This window comes from Streptomyces sp. Q2, assembly GCF_056820935.1.
In genome coordinates, this window is the sequence record NZ_JBXEJE010000018.1 from 82,088 (window position 1) to 98,880 (window position 16,793).

A 16,793-nucleotide genomic window follows, 5' to 3' on the forward strand; every position below is an offset into this window, starting at 1 on the left:
TCAGCGGCCGGTGCCCGGCTCACCGGCCGTGAGGCGGTACGGGGCGCGCTCGTCGAGGAGCAGTGGGACGAGGGCGCGCGGGGACGGGCTGAGCGGGACGCAGGTGCCGGTGCGGGGCGGGGTTTCGGTGGCCTCGGCCGGGGTCGCCACGAGGGAGGGGGCCGGGGCCGCCGTCACGAGGGGCGGGGTGCGGATCACCGGCCTCCCCGCGGGACGCGCTGGGCGGTGCGCGGTGCCTGGACCCCGTCGAGGGCCGGGGCGTCGGGGGCGGCGGACACTGAGCCCGCGGTGGCCCGCGCGAACGCGGCCGCGCCACCGACCAGCGGCACCCGAGCCGTCGTACGGGCCAGGTCGACCGTCAGGGTCGGGGTGCTGGACGGCGGGTCGATGAGGTCCTTGTCCGTGCCCGCGACGATCAGCGCGAGGCGGTGGCCGGCCGGGACGACGTGGTCGGTGACGCCGAGGTCGAGGGTGAGGGTGTACGCCTTGCCCGGGGTCAGCGGGACGCCCGTGCCGGAGGCGTGGTTGCCGAGGTCGGCCCAGCCGCGGCTGACGACCGTGTAGTCGACGTCGGTGGTCTTGGCGCGCGTCTGCTGGAAGCAGGCGCTGTCGCCCGTGGTGCTCACGCCCCAGCAGGTGCGGTCGGTGAGCGTGCTGATGCCCTCGCCGCTCGCCGCGTAGTCGCGGATCGTGTCGGGTCCGAGGTCGACCAGGACGGCGGACAGGTGGGCCGTCGAGGTGGTCGGGGTCGCGGTGACGGTGACCTTGGAGGAGCCGGACACGCGCAGGTCGCGGGTGAGCGGGCCGGTAACGAAGCCCGCCTTGTCGGGCGTGGCCGTGTCGATCCGCGCCGCCCAGTCGGTCTCGCTCCGCCGCGGGTCGTCGGTGAAGGTCTCGGTGCCGCTGCCCTTGCGCAGACCGAGCGTGCCGACGCCCTCCTGGCTGCCCTCGGCGGGGCGCAGGGTCGCGGTGGCGGTGCCGCGCGGCGGCCATGCCTTGGAGGTGACCCACTGGTCGGGGTGGCGTTCGATGTCGGCCATGGGCTCGCGGTCGATGCCGTTGTCGTAGCCGAGGAGTTCGTGGTCGAACCAGCGGTGCAGGGTGTCGACCCAGGTGGCGCGGCGGAAGTCGAAGGGGTCGACGTGGCCGGTCTGGGAGAGCCAGATCTTGCGCTCGACGCCGTTCTTCGCGAGCGCGTCCCACCACGGACCGACGTGCTGCATACGGACGTTGAGGTCCTGCATGCCGTGAACCAGGAAGACGCTCGCCTTCACCTTCGAGGCGGTTTTGACGTAGTCCCGCTCGCTCCACAGCCGGGTCCAGTCGCCGGTACGCGGGGCTCCGTCGACGAGTTTGTGCTGGACGGCGGCGCACTTGGCGCGGGCGTCGGGGCTGTCGACGTAGTCGGACAGCCAGTCGGGGCCCGAGTCGTACAGCGGGGCGCCCTTGGAGAAGTAGTAGTCGTACCAGGTGGAGATGGCGCTGATCGGGACGATGGTCTTGAGACCCTTGACGCCGGTGGCGGCCACGCCGTTGGCGATGGTGCCGTCCCAGCTCTTGCCGATCATGCCGGTCCTGCCGTTGGTCCAGCCGGCCTTGGCGGTGGTGGTGCCGGTGCGGCTGGTGTAGGCCCTGGCGCGGCCGTTCAGCCAGTCGACGACGGCCTTCGCGGACTGGATGTCGGAGCGTCCCCCGACGTCCACACAGCCGTCGGAGCGGTTGGTTCCGGCGAGGTCGACGCCGACGAAGGCGTAGCCGCGGGGCACGAAGTAGTTGTCGTAGAACAGCGGCATCTGGACGACGTTGCCGGCGGCGTCGTACGTCTTCAGCTGGCTCTCGTTGCCCCGCCCGCAGCAGGAGTAGTACGGGCTGGCGTCCATGATCACGGGTATCTTCCGGCCCTGCTGAGCGGGTTCGCGCGGCCGGACGATGTCGACGGCGACGCGGTCCGTCTTCCCGTCGCTGTCGCCGTCGAGTCCGGTGTCCACCCAGACGGCCTCGCGGACGGCGTTCTCGTACGAGTAGACCGGTCTGCTCTCCTGTGGGGCGGCGTGGGCGGCCATCGGGGTGACGAGGCCTGCCACCAGGGTGGCGACGGCGGCCGTGGCGAGCGGTCTCCAGGTCGTGAAGCGCATGCGTATCGGCATGCGCGGACGGTACATCGGTCAACTCCCGTGCAGAAGAGGGCAACCGGACGCGTAAGAGGCTCACGGGGCCTGCCTCAGCGGTGGGTTCATGACGGCCGAATGGCATTCGTGTGACAGCGGTGACCGTGGACAGACCCGGGCCCACAGAGGATCAATAGGCTTTGAACGGACCTCGTGCCCCTACGACTTGGAGATTCAGTGCACCGCAGAATCATCGCGCCGGGCGCACTCGCGGCGGCCACCGTGTTGCTGGCGATCCCGGCATCGGCCGCGAGCCTCACCCCTGGTGCGCCGGGCATCGGCGACCCCTACTACCCGGACTACGGCAACGGCGGATACGACGTCTCGCACTACGACCTGCGGCTGAAGTACCAGCCGTCTACCGACGAGCTGGAGGGCACGGCGACCCTGCTGGTCCGCACCACGCAGGACCTGTCGCGGTTCAATCTGGACTTTCTGCTGGACGTGAGCGAGGTGCGGGTGGGCGGCGCGAAAGCGTCGTTCACGACCTCCGGCGAGCACGAGCTGCAGATCACGCCGAAGACCCCGCTCGCGAAGGGCACCGACGTCACCGTCGTGGTGCGCTACAGCGGTGTGCCCTCGTCGAAGCAGGCGTACGGCTTCACCAGCTGGCACCGCACCCCGGACGGCGGAGTCGGAGCCAACGAGCCCGAGGCGGCCTGGTGGTGGTTCCCCAGTAACGACCACCCGCTCGACAAGGCCACCTACGACGTGTCCGTGCAGGTGCCGGACGGCACCCAGGCCATATCCAACGGCACGCTCCAGTCGACGAGTTCACGCGCCGGCTGGACCCGCTACAACTGGCGCTCCAACAAGCCGCAGGCCACCTATCTCGCGACGCTGGCGGTCGGCAGGTTCGACATCACGACCGGCACCACCGAGAGCGGCATCCCGGTCGTCAACGCCTACAGCAAGGATCTCGGCGACAACTACGGCGCGGCGCGGGCCAGCGTCGAGCGGACCGGTGAGATCGCGGACTGGCTGACCGGCTACTTCGGGCCGTATCCGTTCAACGCGCTCGGCGGGTACGTGCCGAACACCACCACCGGGTACGCGCTGGAGACACAGACCCGGCCCTTCTACAGCCCGCGCCAGTTCGCGGGCGGCTCGAACACCTCCGTGGTCGTGCACGAACTGGCCCACCAGTGGTACGGCGACCTCGTGTCCGTCGCCGGCTGGAAGGACATCTGGGTCAACGAGGGCTTCGCGCGGTACGCCCAGTGGCTGTGGTCCGAGCACGAGGGCGAGGGGACGGCGCAGGAACTCGCCGACCACGTGTACGCCTCGCATCCGGCCGACGACCCGTTCTGGACGGTGAAGCCCGGGGATCCGGGGCCGGAGAACCAGTTCCACCCTGCCGTCTACGACCGGGGTGCGCTGGCCCTGCAGGCGTTGCGCAACGAGATCGGCGACGAGGCGTTCTTCACCGTCCTGAAGGGCTGGCCGCAGAAGTACGCCTACGGCAACGCGTCGGTCGCCGACTTCCGGAAGTACGCCGAGCAGGTGTCCGGGAAGCCGCTGGGCGCGCTGTTCGACACCTGGCTGTTCCAGCCGGTGAAGCCGGCGGCGCCCGCGGCACGGGACGCCTCCCCGGCCCGGACCGCGGCGGCTTCCGTGCAGCCGAAGTCGTGGAAGAAGATCGCGGCGACGAACGGCGTGCACGAGGACGGGCACGGGCACGAGCGCGGGCACGAGCTCGAGCACGGTCGCTGAGGAGCCCCGTTCTGCCCGGCGGTCTACGGTTGGCACATGCGCCGGACGCGTGCGCCGGCCGGCGCCGCGGGCGGAGGTGCCGGACGTGCGGGACGGACGGGACATGCGGGACCGACGGGACTTGCCGGACGTGGCGATCATCGAGGCACCGTCCGTGCTGGGGCTGCGGCCGACCGGGGTCGAGGAGCTGCCGCAGGCGCTGCTCGGGGCCGGGCTGGCCGAGGGGCTGGGGGCGGTGCGGTCGGGCCGGGTCGCGCCGCCCGCGTACGACCCGCGACGCGACCCCGGCACCGGGGTCCTCAACCCGGACGGCATCGCGGCGTACTCCGTCGCGCTGGCCGGGGCGGTGGGCGGTGTCCTCGATGACGGACGGTTCCCGGTGGTCCTGGGCGGGGACTGCAGTGTCCTGCTCGGCTGTCTGCTCGCTCTGCGCCGCCGGGGTCGGCACGGGCTGCTCTTCCTCGACGGCCACACCGACTTCTACCAGCCCGCGGCGGAACCGACCGGCGAGGTGGCGTCCATGGAGCTCGCCCTGGCCACCGGCCGCGGGCCGGCCGTCCTGGCCGACCTGGAAGGCCGGGGGCCGCTGGTGCGGGACGAGGACGTGGTCGCCTTCGGCTTCCGCGACGAGGAGGAGTCCTCGGCGGCCGGGACGCAGCCGCTGCCGACGGGGCTGCGGGCGATGGACCTGGACGAGGTGCGTGCCCTCGGTGCGGGCTGGTCGGCGGGCAGCGCGGTCGGCCTGCTGGCGGGCGGCTCGGGCGGTACCGACGGCTACTGGATCCACCTCGACGCCGACGTGCTGAACGACACGATCATGCCCTCGGTCGATTACCGGCTGCCCGGTGGGCTCGACTGGCACGAGCTGGAGACCGTGCTGCGGACCGCGCTGTCCGGCCCCGGAGCCGTCGGCTTCGACGTCACGATCTTCAATCCCCGGCTGGATCCGGACGGGAGCGTCGCGGCGCGCCTGACCGAGTGTCTGGTGCAGGCATTTAGGGCCTGACGTCCGCGTGGCCTCGGTCCCCGTGGTCGTACACGGTCACGGGGACGCCTCGCTTCGCCGTAGGCCCACCGGTCGGTGGGCGCGTCGGTGTGGGCGCCCACGGGCCGTGCGTGGCTGGGCGCGCAGTTCCCCGCGCCCTTTCAGGGCGCTTCCCAGCCGTACGACAGGCGCCCGACACGACGCGACCACAGAGGCCGCCACCGACAGTGGCCCCTCGTTATTCGTCATTCGGTGAACCCCGCCAGCTCCTGGTCCGCCGTCCTCTCGACCCTGCGGCGGATGCCGAACCAGCCGCCGACCAGCAGGACGGCGATCACGGGGATGAGCAGCAGCGTCCTGCGGCCGACCTCGGGGTCGTTCCACATCATGGCGAGGCAGGCCAGCAGGAAGGCGATCGTGGTGATCTCCGTGACCGGGCTGCCGGGGAGACGGAAGGAGGGGCGGGCCAGCAGCCCTGCCCGGGCTCGGCGGACGAAGACGAGATGGCAGACCATGATGATCACCCAGGTGCTGATGACGCCGAGGGAGGCGACGTTCAGCACGATCTCGAAGGCCTGGCTCGGCATGAGGTAGTTGAGGCCGACGCCCAGGACGCAGACCGCACAGGTCAGCAGGATGCCGCCGTAGGGAACCTGGCTGCGGTTCATGCGGGCGGTGAACCTGGGGGCCGAACCCGCCATCGCCATGGAGCGCAGGATGCGGCCCGTGGAGTACAGGCCGGAGTTGAGGGACGACATGGCGGCCGTCAGGACCACCAGGTTCATCACGTCGCCCGCCGCCGGGACGCCGATCTTCGAGAGCACCGTGACGAAGGGGCTCTCGTCGGCCGTGTACACCGAACCGGGCAGGAGGAGGGCGAGCAGGACGACGGAGCCGACGTAGAACAGGCCGACGCGCCACATGATCGAGTTCACCGCGCGCGGGACGACCTTCTCCGGCTCGGCGGTCTCGCCCGCGGCCACGCCGACCAACTCCAGGGCGGCGTACGCGAAGATCACGCCCTGCATGACGAGGACGACCGGCATCACGCCGTGCGGGAGGACGCCGCCGTTGTCGGTGATCACGCTCGTGCCGGGGGTGCGGCCGCCCACCTCGTGCCGGGTGGCCAGCAGGAAGATGCCGATCAGCATGAAGCCGACGAGGGTGGCGACCTTGATGATCGCGAACCAGAACTCCATCTCGCCGAAGTACTTCACCGAGATCAGGTTCACCGCCAGGACCACCGTGAGGGCGATCAGGGCCAGCGTCCACTGCGGGATGTCGGTGAACAGGCTCCAGTAGTGCGTGTAGAGGGCGATCGCGGTGATGTCGGCGATGCCGGTCGTCGACCAGTTCAGGAAGTACATCCAGCCGGCGACATAGGCACCCTTCTCGCCGAGGAACTCGCGCGCGTACGACACGAAGGAGCCCGACGACGGGCGGTACAGGACCAGCTCGCCGAGCGCCCTCACGACGAAGAAGGCGAAGACGCCGCAGACGAGGTAGGCGAGCGCGAGCGCGGGGCCCGCGTCGCGCAGGCGGCCGCCCGCGCCCAGAAAGAGTCCGGTGCCGATCGCGCCGCCGATGGCGATCATGTTGACGTGGCGGGCCTTGAGGTCCTTGCTGTAGCCGGCGTCGCCCGCGTCGGCGGGCGTCGAGGCCGCCCCGGTGCGGGAGCCGGTCTGTGCCGATTCCACGGCGTCCTTGCTCACGGGTGGTTCCACTCCCTGGTGCGCCCCGGCGGATCTCGCTCGGGTGTTCCGGACGTGACTCGGCCCGTGCCCTCTCTGGTGCCGCCAGGCACAAACCGAGGGGTCGCCTTCCCCGGGGAACCACCTCACACGCGGTGGCACGCGTCACAGCCGAGCACGTCTCCGGTGGTGGCCGTCTCCTGATCGCGACGATGCCCGAGAGGTTTCACACCATTGGTGAGACAGCGATACTGCTGCACATGACGACCGACACACCCGATGCCGGAGAGCATGCCGGCGAGCCGACCCTCACCGTCGACGAGCTCGCCGCGCGGGCGGGGGTCACGGTCCGCACGGTCCGCTTCTACGGCACCAAGGGACTGCTGCCCCCGCCGGCGATCGGTGCGCGGCGGGTCGGACACTACGGCCGGGAGCACCTCGCGCGGCTCGCACTCATCGAGGAGTTGCAGCAGCAGGGCATGACGCTTGCGGCCATCGAGCGCTATCTGCGGCAGCTGCCGCCGGACCTGAGCGCGCACGAGCTCGCCATCCACCGGGCCGTGGTGACCTCCTGGGCGCCGGACACGGTGGAGACCGTCTCCCGGGAGGAGCTTCGGCGGCGGGCGGGGCGGGAGCTGACCGACGGGGACGTGGATCGGCTCGCCGCGATGGGCGTGGTCCGGGCGGACGGCGGCTCGTACCAGGTCGACCTGGGTCTGCTGCGGCTCGGCGTCCAGCTGCTCGACGTGCCGCTGTCGCAGGAGGCGATCCTCGCGTCGCGGAAGGTCCTCGTGGAGCACTCGCGGGCGGCGGCCCACGAACTGGCGGAGCTCTTCCGCGGGGAGGTGGCGGAGCGCGACGCGCGGGATGTGAAGTCGCTGTCCGCGCATATGCAGCCGCTGGTGGTGCAGGCGCTGTTGACCACGTTCCAGCGGTCGCTGAAGGAAGAGCTGCGGGAGTGGCTCACGCGCTGACCGGCCGCCGCCCGCCGGCTCTTCTCGCCCCCGCCGCCCCTTCCCGTTCCCGTCCTTCTGGGGCTCCGCCCCAGACCCCGCTCCTCAAACGCCGGAGGGGCTGGATTTCAGCCCGTCCGGCGTTTGAGGACGAGGCCCTTCGGGCCGAAAGCGGGGGTCTGGGGGCGCAGCCCCCAGGGACGGGACGGGAAGGGGCGGCGGGGGCGAAACTCCCTGGAGGGGCAGGGATCACCCGTCCCCGAACCGCTGTCCCTTCTCCGCCTTCCGCACCAGCAGCGCGGGCGGCGCGAACCGCTCCCCGTAGCGTTCGGCCAGCTCACGCGCGCGTGCGACGAAGCCGGGCAGCCCGCCCTCGTAGCCGTTGATGTACTGCAGGACGCCCCCCGTCCACCCCGGGAAGCCGATGCCGAAGATCGAGCCGATGTTGGCGTCGGCGACGGACGTCAGGACGCCCTCCTCCAGGAGCTTGACGGTGTCGAGCGCCTCCGCGAAGAGCATGCGCTCCTGCATGTCCCGGAAGGGGATCCGCGCGCCGTCACGCGTGAAGTGCTCCCGCAGCCCGGGCCACAGGCCGGCCCGCCCGCCGTCCTCGCCGTATTCGTAGAAGCCCGCTCCCCCACTGCGGCCGGTACGGCCGAACTCGTCGACCATGCGGTCGATGACGGCCTCGGCGGGGTGGGCCGTCCAGGTGCCGCCCGACTCCTCCACCGCCCGCTTCGTCTCGGCCCGGATCTTGCGCGGGAGGGTGAGCGTCAGCTCGTCGACCAGGGACAGCACCTTGGCCGGGTAGCCGGCCTGGGCCGCCGCCTGTTCGACCGACGCGGGCTCGATGCCCTCGCCGACCATGGCCACGCCCTCGTTGATGAAGTGCCCGATGACACGTGAGGTGAAGAAGCCGCGCGAGTCGTTGACGACGATCGGGGTCTTCTTGATCTGCCGGACGAGGTCGAACGCGCGGGCCAGGGCCTCGTCGCCGGTGCGCTCACCCTTGATGATCTCGACGAGCGGCATCTTGTCGACGGGCGAGAAGAAGTGCAGCCCGACGAAGTCGGCCTGGCGCTCGACGCCTTCGGCGAGGGCGGTGATGGGGAGGGTGGAGGTGTTGGAGCACAGCAGCGCGTCCGGCTCCACGATGTGCTGGATCTCCTGGAACACCTTGTGCTTGAGCGAGGTGTCCTCGAAGACGGCCTCGATGACGGCGTCGCAGCCCGCCAGGTCGGTGGGGTCGGCGGTGGGCGTGATGCGGGCGAGCAGCGCATCCGCCTTGTCCTGGGTGGTACGGCCCCGGGAGACGGCCTTGGCGCACAGCTTCTCGGAGTAGCCCTTGCCCTTGAGGGCCGCTTCGGCAGACACGTCCTTGAGGACGACGTCGATGCCCGCGCGGGCGCACGAGTAGGCGATGCCCGCGCCCATCATCCCGGCGCCGAGGACGGCGACCTTGCGGACCGGGCGCGGTTCGACGCCCTTGGGCCGGTTGGCGCCGGAGTTGACGGCCTGGAGGTCGAAGAAGAACGCCTGGATCATGTTCTTCGAGGTCTGCCCGGCGGCCAGTTCCACGAAGTATCGGGCCTCGATGACCTGGGCGGTCTCGAAGTCGACCTGGGAGCCCTCGACGGCGGCCGCGAGGATGTTGCGCGGGGCCGGGTAGGGCGCGCCGGCCGTCTGCTTGCGCAGGGTGGCGGGGAAGGCGGGGAGGTTCGCCGCGAACTTGGGGTTGGCGGGGGTACCTCCGGGGATGCGGTAGCCCGGCCTGTCCCAGGGCTGCTGCGAGGCGGGGTTGGCCTCGATGAAGGCGCGGGCCTTGGCGAGCAGTTCCTCCTGGGTGTCGGCCACGTCGTCGACGAGACCGTTGTCCAGGGCGCGCCGCGGGCTGTACTGGGTGCCCTGGAGGAGGACCTTCAGCAGCGCGTCGGCGATGCCGAGCAGGCGTACGGTGCGGACGACGCCGCCGCCTCCGGGGAGCAGGCCGAGGGTGACCTCGGGGCAGCCGATCTTCGAGCCGGGCGCGTCGAGCGCGATGCGGTGGTGGCAGGCCAGGGCGATCTCGTAGCCGCCGCCGAGGGCCGCGCCGTTCATCGCGGCGACGACCGGCTTGCCGAGGGTCTCGATGCGGCGCAGGTTCCGCTTGATGGCCATGCCGCCGTCGAAGAGTTCCTGCGCGGTCTCGGGGGTGACGCGGATGAGGTCGCGCAGGTCGCCGCCGGCGAAGAAGGTCTTCTTGGCGGAGGTGACGATGATGCCGCGGATGGTGTCCTGCTCGGCCTCCAGGCGGTCGGTGATCACCGCGAGGGAGTCGCGGAACGCCTTGTTCATGGTGTTCGCCGACTGGTCCGGGTCGTCGAAGACGAGGGTGACGACGCCGGTGCGGTCCTGTTCCCAGCGGATGGTGGTGCTCTGTGTCATGACAGGGTCTCCGTAGAGGTCTTGGGTCCGGGTTCCGCCGGGGAGTCAGATGCGTTCGACGATCGTGGCGATGCCCATGCCGCCGCCGACGCACAGCGTGGCGAGGCCGTAGCGCTTGTCCTGGCGCTCCAGTTCGTCGAGGAGCGAGCCGAGGATCATGGCGCCGGTGGCGCCGAGCGGGTGGCCGAGCGCGATCGCGCCGCCGTTGACGTTGACCTTGTCGAGGGACAGACCCATGTCCTTCACGAAGCGCAGGACGACGGCCGCGAAGGCCTCGTTGATCTCGACGAGGTCGATGTCGTCGATGGTCAGCCCGGCCTTGGCGAGGGCCTTGCGGGTGGCGGGGGCGGGGCCGGTGAGCATGATGGTGGGCTCGGAGCCGGAGACGGCGGCGGAGACGATCCGCGCGCGGGGGGTGAGCCCGTAGCGCTCGCCGACCTCCTTGGAGCCGATCGCGACGAGGGAGGCGCCGTCCACGATGCCGGAGGAGTTGCCCGCGTGGTGGACGTGGTCGATCTTCTCCACCCAGTGGTACTTCTGCAGGGCCACGGCGTCGAAGCCGCCGAGGTCGCCGATGTCGGCGAAGGACGGCTTCAGCTTGCCGAGGGAGTCGGCGGTCGTCCCCGGGCGCAGGTGCTCGTCGTGGTCGAGGACGACCAGGCCGCCGCGGTCCCTGACCGGGACGACGGAGCGGTCGAAGCGGCCCTCCTTCCAGGCGGTGGCCGCCCGCTCCTGCGAGAGCGCCGCGTACTCGTCGACGTCCCGGCGGGAGAAGCCCTCGATGGTGGCGATGAGGTCGGCGCCGATGCCCTGCGGCACGAAGTTGACGGCGAGGTTGGTCATCGGGTCGTTGAACCAGGCGCCGCCGTCCGAGGCCATCGGCACCCGGGACATCGATTCGACGCCGCCCGCGAGGACGAGGTCCTCCCAGCCGGAACGCACCTTGGCGGCGGCCATGTTGACGGCCTCCAGGCCCGAGGCACAGAAGCGGTTCTCCTGTACGCCCGCCACGGTGTCCGGCAGTCCGGCGGCGACGGCGGCGATCCGGGCGATGTCGGAGCCCTGGTCGCCGACCGGGCCGACGACGCCGAGCACGATGTCGTCGACCGCCGCCGGGTCGAGGTCCGGGAAGCGGTCGCGGATCTCGTGGATGAGTCCGACGACCAGGTCGATGGGCTTCGTGCCGTGCAGGGCGCCGTTCGCCTTGCCGCGGCCGCGCGGGGTGCGGATCGCGTCGTACACGTACGCTTCGGTGCTCACATCAAGCCTTTCGGGAAGGGTCAGCCCAGCAGGGAACGGCCGATGATCTCCTTCATGATCTCGGTGGTCCCGCCGTAGATGGTCTGGATGCGCCCGTCGGTGAAGGCCCGGGCGACGGGGTGGTCGGTCATGTAGCCGTAGCCGCCGTGGAGTTGCAGGCAGCGGTCGGCGACGCGCTTTTGCAGTTCGGTCGCCCACCACTTGGCCATGGAGGCGTCGACGGCGTCGAGCCGGCCGCCGGCGTGGTCCTCGATGCAGCGGTCGAGGAAGGCGCGGGTGACGGCGCATTCGGTGGCCATCTCGGCTATTTCGAAGCGGATGTGCTGCTTGGTCGCCAGGGGCCGGCCGAAGGCCTCGCGTTCCTTGACGTAGTCCGTGGTGATCTCCAGCAGGTGTTCGGCGGCGGCGATCGCGGCGACGGCGATGCTCAGGCGCTCCTGCGCGAGGTTCGTCATCAGGTGCACGAAGGCGCCGTTGAGCTCGCCGAGGAGGTTCTCCCTGGGCACGCGCACGTCGCGGAAGAACAACTCGGCGGTGTCCTGGGCCTTCTGGCCGATCTTGTCGAGGTTGCGGCCGCGCTCGAATCCCTCCATGCCGCGTTCGACGACGAACAGCGACAGCCCGTGGGCGCCGCCCTCCGGAGTCGTCTTCGCCACGACGATCACCAGGTCGGCGAGGATCCCGTTGGAGATGAACGTCTTGGAGCCGCCCAGCAGCCAGTGCTCGCCCCGGTCCTCGGCATGGGTGCGAATGCCCTGGAGGTCGGAGCCGGCGCCGGGCTCGGTCATGGCGATGGCCGTGATCAGCGTGCCGTCGCAGAAGCCGGGCAGCCAGCGCCGCTTCTGCTCCTCGGTGGCCAGGCCGGTCAGATACGGGCCGATGATGTCGTTGTGCAGGCCGAGGGCGAGCCCGGGGGCGCCCGCGCGGGTGAACTCCTCGGCGAGGACGGCGCTGAAGCGGAAGTCGGCGGTGCCGCCGCCTCCGTACTCCTCGTCCACGGCGAGCCCGAGCAGCCCCTGCTTGCCGGCCGCCCGCCAGGCGTCGCGGGAGACGATGCCGTCCCTCTCCCACTGCTCGTAGTACGGCAGCACCTCCCTGGTCAGGAAGGAGCGCACGGTCTCACGGAACGCGTCGTGCTCGGGGGCGAAGATCTGCCGCTTCATGCGAGGCCCTTCAGGAGATCGGGTACGTCCCAGTCGCGGGCCACGTCCGCCGTGTCGCCGCCGGGCCGGGCGGGGCCGGTGCGGACCCGCGTGGGGGTCCGGGAGAAGCGGGGCGCGGGCGCGGGCTGGGTGATGCCGCCGTGGTCGGTGAAGGTGCCGCGGGCGGCGAGGTGGGGGTGGTGCGGGGCCTCACGCAGGGACAGTACGGGTGCCACACAGGCGTCGGAGCCCTCGAAGACGGCCGTCCACTCGTCACGGGTGCGGGATGCGAAGCGGGCGGCGACCGTCTCGCGCAGCCCGTCCCAGCGGGTCAGGTCCTTGCGGGCGCCGGCGTACCCCTCGATGCCGAGCAGGCTCAGGAACTCCTCGTAGAACTGCGGCTCCAGGGCGCCCACCGCCATGTACTTCCCGTCGGCGGTCTCGTAGGTCCCGTAGTACGGGCAGCCGCCGTCGAGGAGGTTGGCGCCGCGCCGGTCCTGCCAGCCGCCGGCGGCGAGCATGCCGTGGATCATCGCGGAGAGGTGGGCCGTGCCGTCGACGATGGCCGCGTCGACGACCTGTCCGGTGCCGGTCGCGCGGGCGTGGTGCAGGGCGGCGAGGACCCCCACCACGAGGTACAGGGAGCCGCCCGCGTAGTCACCGAGCAGGTTGGCCGGCACGGCGGGAGGCCGGGACGGGTCGCCGATCATGCCGAGGGTGCCGGTGAGCGCGATGTAGGCGACGTCGTGGCCGGCGCGTGGGGCGAGGGGGCCTTCCTGGCCCCAGCCGGTCATCCGGCCGTAGACGAGTTCCGGGTTGCGGGCGTGGCAGTCCTCGGGGCCGACGCCGAGGCGCTCGGCGACCCCCGGTCGGTAGCCCTCGATCAGGACGTCGGCGCGGGCGGCGAGGCCGAGGACGCGGGCGGGTCCGTCGGGTGCCTTCAGGTCGACGATCACCGAGCGCTTGTTGCGGTTGGTGATGTCGGACTCCGGGTCGATGGCGAGTCCGGCGCCGCCGGGCCGGTCCACGCGGACGACGTCGGCGCCCAGGTCGGCGAGGAGCATGGCGGCGAACGGACCCGGGCCGATACCGGCCAGCTCGACCACGCGTACGCCGGAGAGCGGGCCCGGCCCTGGCGTCGTTGCCATTCAGCCCCCAGAGGTATGACACAACCGATGTAACACCAGTGATGCTAGGAACGCCTTCCCACGGGCACAAGACCTGGAGAGCAAGCGCTTAGTCGATTGTGCCCCGCCGGTCGGCTCAGCGACCGTTCAGCTCGGATATCAGCCGCTTCGGCGCGATCGTGCGGTAGCTCTCCTCGACCCAGTCGCACAGCAGTTCGGCGCCGGGGGCACCCGTCCCCTCCAACGGGATGCTCACCCAGCCGGACTTCCCGAGGCCGTACCCGGCCGGCTCGGCGCCGGGGCAGGTCAGCGCGTGGGCGTGGGCGGCCTCGTCCTTGAGCTTCAACGTGACGCCCAGCGGGTGGCTGCCGTCGTCGACGCCGAGGAAGACGAACACCTTCTTGTTGACTTTGGCGACGGTCTCGCCCCAGGGGAACTCCTCCGTGACACCCGGCAACCCGAGGGCGAACTCACGCACTTTCTCCCACTTCTTCAGGGCGTTCTTCGGCACGGCCACCTGCTACCTCCGGCCTCGTCGTCGGGCTCCGCACTCCTCACGCTAGCCTCGGCCACCGACAACGGCGCGTGCGGCGAGACCGAGGGGTGTCATGAGCAGGCTGAACAGGACGGACCGTCCGTACGACATCGTGCTCTTCGGAGCCACCGGCTTCGTGGGGACGCTCACGGCGGAGTATCTGGCCGCGCACGCCCCGGACGGGCTGCGCTGGGCGATCGCCGGCCGCAGCGAGCGCAAGCTGGAGGAACTGCGGGAGCGGCTGCCCGGCGGAACGGACGTCGGCGTGCTGAAGGCCGACGTGTCGGATCCGGCCTCGCTGCGTGAACTCGCCGAGCACGCGCGCGTGGTGGCCACCACGGTGGGCCCCTATGTGACGTACGGCGAGGAGCTCGTCGCCGCCTGCGCGGACACCGGAGCGGACTATCTGGACCTCACCGGCGAGCCGGAGTTCGTGGACCTGATGTACGTCCGCCATGACGCACGCGCGCGTGAGACGGGCGCCCGGCTGGTGCACGCGTGCGGTTTCGACTCGGTGCCGCACGACCTGGGGGCGTACTTCACGGTCCGGCAACTGCCCGAGGGGGTGCCCCTCAGGGTGGACGGCTTCGTGACCGCGAACGCGACCTTCTCGGGCGGCACGTTCGCCTCGGCGCTCAACCAGTTCGCGCGAGGCCGGCAGATGATGGCCGCCGCCCGGGAGCGCGGGCGCCACGAGCCCCGCCTGGTGGGCCGCCGGGCCTCCGCCCCGACCGGCATGCCACGGTTCGCCCCGGAGGTGGGCGCCTGGGCGCTGCCGCTGCCGACCATCGACGCCCAGATCGTCCGGCGGTCCGCGCAGGCGCTGGAGCGCTACGGCCCCGACTTCCGCTACCGCGAGTACGCGGCGGTACGGCACCTGCCGGTCGCGGTCGGCGGGGTGGCCGCCGTGGGAGCGCTGATCGCCGCGGCCCAACTGCCGCCCGCCCGGCGCTGGTTGTCCGACCGGCTGCAGCCTGGTGAGGGCCCCGGCCCCGAGAAGCGCGCGAAGAGCTGGTTCAGGGTCCGCTTCGTCGGTGAGGGCGGCGGACGCCGCGTGTACACGGAGGTCGCGGGCGGCGACCCCGGGTACGACGAGACGGCGAAGATCTTCGCCGAGTCGGCGCTGTCCCTGGCCTTCGACGACCTTCCGCCGACCGCCGGTCAGGTCACCACCGCGGTCGCGATGGGCGACGCGCTGATCGAGCGGCTGCGGCGGGCCCGGATCGTCTTCCGGGTGGCCGGGAGCCGGTGAGCCGAGAGCCGGTGAGCCGGCCCTACAGCGGCCACTGGGCGACCGTGTAGATCATCCCGCAGATCCACCCGAGGCCCGCCAGGGTGGCGAGGACCAGCGCGGCGATCACGGCACGCTCGACGGGACGGTCGGGGTCGGCGAGGGGCTTCGGGGAACGGTGCGAAGTCATGCGCACAGCCTGCCGATCGGGCGGTCGGCCCCACATCCGTACAGGTACTCAGACGACGTACTCAGACCACGGGCTCAGGCCCACGGACGCAGGCGAGGTCCTCAGGGAGCAAAAGTCTCAAAGGGCGGTTCAATGAAACGATCGAAGGCATGAAGTTCCTTCTCGAAGTCACGATGGACGACGAAGCACTGGCGAAGGATCCCGCGGGCGAGCTGGGCCGGATCCTGCGCTACTGGGCCGGCAACGTGCGCCATTACCCGATGCGGCCCGGCGACGGATCGGTGATCCACGACTCGGACTACCGCGAGGTGGGAGGCTGGCGCATCGAGTAGCCGCCCTCAGGGTGTCGCGTCGCGCAGCGCCCTGCGGCACAGGGAGTCGGCCCTGCGGGTCGTCTCGGGCAGGCGGTACTCGGGGGTCAGCACGAGGGTGTGGGCGCAGGCGTTGTCCAGGCTCACCCGGTGGCCGACCGAGACGAAGACCGGCTTGACCGCCGCCCGGGTGCGCAGGGCGCGGCCGACCTCCTCGGCGTCCGCCAGGAGGGGGGTCGTACTGCCGCGCGGGGTGGCGGGATCGTCGTAGGTGAAGGTGAAGGGGTTCTTGGCGACGCCGATCGTGGGCAGGCCGGTGAGGACGCCGAGGTGGCTGGCGAGGCCGAAGCGGCGTGGGTGGGCGAGGCCGTAGCCGTCGCAGACCACCAGGCCGGGCGGACAGGGCAGGGCGTCGAGGGCGGCCAGGACCGTCGGGATCTCGCGGAAGGCGAGCAGGCCGGGCACGTAGGGGAAGGAGATCCGGCCGACGGCGGTGGCCTCGGCGACGATTTCGAGGCTCGCCGCGTCCAGCACGACGGCGGCGGCGGCGACCACGTCGTGCTCGTCGTCGTAGGCCACGTCGACACCGGTCACATGGCCCGTGCCGACCGGTGGCCCCGGCTCGTCGAGCACCACGCGCTCGCGCAGCTCGTCCTGGACAGCGCGGGCGTCTTCCTCGGTCGCGGGCCAGCCGGAGGGAATTCTCACCGTCGTCATAATGGGACGAGCCTACGGGCCGTCACCCGGGCGGCGTAACCTCGTGATCATGTTCGTACTGGAGCTGACCTACACCGCCCCGCAGGCCGCCGTCGACGCCGCGCTCCCGGCGCACGTCGCCTGGCTCGACGAGCAGTACGCACAGGGTGTCTTCCTGGCGTCCGGGCCCAAGAACCCCCGCGACGGCGGGGTGATCCTCGCCGTCGCGGAGGACCGCTCGCGGATCGAGGAGATCGCCGCGGGCGACCCCTTCGTCACCGCCGGGGTGTGCGAGTACCGCATCGCCGAGTTCACCGCGACGAAGACGGCACCGGACCTGGAGCGGTACCGGCAGACGCCTGCCTGA

General features: G+C 71.4%; 16 protein-coding genes. 6 read left to right on the plus strand and 10 right to left on the minus strand.

What is annotated here, in order from left to right:
• Together ACWBNA_RS20910 and ACWBNA_RS20915 are read right to left on the minus strand one after the other, a co-directional pair.
• Complete coding sequence (locus tag ACWBNA_RS20910; RefSeq protein ID WP_482705944.1) at positions 1-198, minus strand: hypothetical protein; 198 nt, start codon at positions 196-198, stop codon at positions 1-3.
• A complete protein-coding gene (locus tag ACWBNA_RS20915; protein WP_482705945.1) occupies positions 195-2,147 on the minus strand; it encodes a Xaa-Pro dipeptidyl-peptidase in 1,953 nt (650 codons plus the stop codon). The genes ACWBNA_RS20910 and ACWBNA_RS20915 overlap by 4 nt, the downstream gene beginning before the upstream one ends.
• A 198-nt stretch (positions 2,148-2,345) precedes the next feature.
• Between ACWBNA_RS20915 and ACWBNA_RS20920 the strand changes: the two genes are divergently transcribed.
• Together ACWBNA_RS20920 and ACWBNA_RS20925 are read left to right on the plus strand one after the other, a co-directional pair.
• The gene (locus ACWBNA_RS20920) at positions 2,346-3,881 is read left to right on the plus strand and encodes a M1 family metallopeptidase (RefSeq protein ID WP_482705947.1); all 1,536 of its coding nucleotides are present in this window, start codon (positions 2,346-2,348) and stop codon (positions 3,879-3,881) included.
• Positions 3,882-3,966: 85 nt separating this feature from the next.
• Positions 3,967-4,887 (plus strand): arginase family protein, encoded by a 921-nt coding sequence (locus ACWBNA_RS20925; protein WP_482705948.1) that lies wholly within the window; start codon positions 3,967-3,969, stop codon positions 4,885-4,887.
• Positions 4,888-5,111: 224 nt separating this feature from the next.
• Here the strand turns inward: ACWBNA_RS20925 and ACWBNA_RS20930 are convergent, their stop codons facing one another.
• On the minus strand, positions 5,112-6,578 hold the full coding sequence (locus tag ACWBNA_RS20930; protein ID WP_482705949.1) for an amino acid permease: 1,467 nt from the start codon (positions 6,576-6,578) through the stop codon (positions 5,112-5,114).
• Positions 6,579-6,817: 239 nt separating this feature from the next.
• Between ACWBNA_RS20930 and ACWBNA_RS20935 the strand changes: the two genes are divergently transcribed.
• A complete protein-coding gene (locus tag ACWBNA_RS20935; protein ID WP_482705950.1) occupies positions 6,818-7,531 on the plus strand; it encodes a MerR family transcriptional regulator in 714 nt (237 codons plus the stop codon).
• A 228-nt stretch (positions 7,532-7,759) separates the two neighbouring features.
• On the opposite strand, the gene ACWBNA_RS20940 is transcribed toward ACWBNA_RS20935, so the two are convergent.
• The 5 genes from ACWBNA_RS20940 to ACWBNA_RS20960 form a co-directional block, all read right to left on the minus strand.
• Positions 7,760-9,934: a 3-hydroxyacyl-CoA dehydrogenase NAD-binding domain-containing protein gene (locus ACWBNA_RS20940; RefSeq protein ID WP_482705951.1), complete on the minus strand. Its 2,175-nt coding sequence runs from the start codon at positions 9,932-9,934 to the stop codon at positions 7,760-7,762.
• Between the two features lie 45 nt (positions 9,935-9,979).
• The gene (locus ACWBNA_RS20945) at positions 9,980-11,194 is read right to left on the minus strand and encodes an acetyl-CoA C-acetyltransferase (protein ID WP_482705952.1); all 1,215 of its coding nucleotides are present in this window, start codon (positions 11,192-11,194) and stop codon (positions 9,980-9,982) included.
• A gap of 20 nt (positions 11,195-11,214) precedes the next feature.
• Positions 11,215-12,357 (minus strand): acyl-CoA dehydrogenase family protein, encoded by a 1,143-nt coding sequence (locus ACWBNA_RS20950; protein WP_482705953.1) that lies wholly within the window; start codon positions 12,355-12,357, stop codon positions 11,215-11,217.
• Positions 12,354-13,484: a CaiB/BaiF CoA transferase family protein gene (locus ACWBNA_RS20955; protein WP_482705954.1), complete on the minus strand. Its 1,131-nt coding sequence runs from the start codon at positions 13,482-13,484 to the stop codon at positions 12,354-12,356. Before ACWBNA_RS20955 ends, ACWBNA_RS20950 begins: the two co-directional genes overlap by 4 nt.
• Positions 13,485-13,599: 115 nt before the next feature.
• Positions 13,600-13,980, minus strand: a complete 381-nt coding sequence (locus tag ACWBNA_RS20960; RefSeq protein WP_482705955.1) for an MmcQ/YjbR family DNA-binding protein — start codon at positions 13,978-13,980, stop codon at positions 13,600-13,602.
• A gap of 91 nt (positions 13,981-14,071) precedes the next feature.
• On the opposite strand from ACWBNA_RS20960, the gene ACWBNA_RS20965 reads away from it, so the two are divergent.
• On the plus strand, positions 14,072-15,250 hold the full coding sequence (locus tag ACWBNA_RS20965) for a saccharopine dehydrogenase family protein (RefSeq protein ID WP_482705956.1): 1,179 nt from the start codon (positions 14,072-14,074) through the stop codon (positions 15,248-15,250).
• 22 nt (positions 15,251-15,272) lie between these two features.
• Here ACWBNA_RS20965 and mmpA read toward each other — a convergent pair whose 3' ends face one another.
• Positions 15,273-15,419, minus strand: a complete 147-nt coding sequence (gene mmpA, locus ACWBNA_RS20970) for a morphogenic membrane protein MmpA (protein ID WP_468651898.1) — start codon at positions 15,417-15,419, stop codon at positions 15,273-15,275.
• Positions 15,420-15,568: 149 nt separating this feature from the next.
• Between mmpA and ACWBNA_RS20975 the strand changes: the two genes are divergently transcribed.
• On the plus strand, positions 15,569-15,751 hold the full coding sequence (locus ACWBNA_RS20975) for a hypothetical protein (protein WP_482705957.1): 183 nt from the start codon (positions 15,569-15,571) through the stop codon (positions 15,749-15,751).
• Positions 15,752-15,757: 6 nt separating this feature from the next.
• Here the strand turns inward: ACWBNA_RS20975 and ACWBNA_RS20980 are convergent, their stop codons facing one another.
• Positions 15,758-16,447 carry an endonuclease V gene (locus tag ACWBNA_RS20980; RefSeq protein ID WP_482705958.1) on the minus strand — a complete coding sequence of 230 codons (690 nt, stop codon included), beginning with the start codon at positions 16,445-16,447 and terminating at the stop codon, positions 15,758-15,760.
• Between the two features lie 49 nt (positions 16,448-16,496).
• Here ACWBNA_RS20980 and ACWBNA_RS20985 point away from each other — a divergent pair, with 49 nt between their 5' ends.
• Positions 16,497-16,793: a YciI family protein gene (locus ACWBNA_RS20985; protein WP_482705959.1), complete on the plus strand. Its 297-nt coding sequence runs from the start codon at positions 16,497-16,499 to the stop codon at positions 16,791-16,793.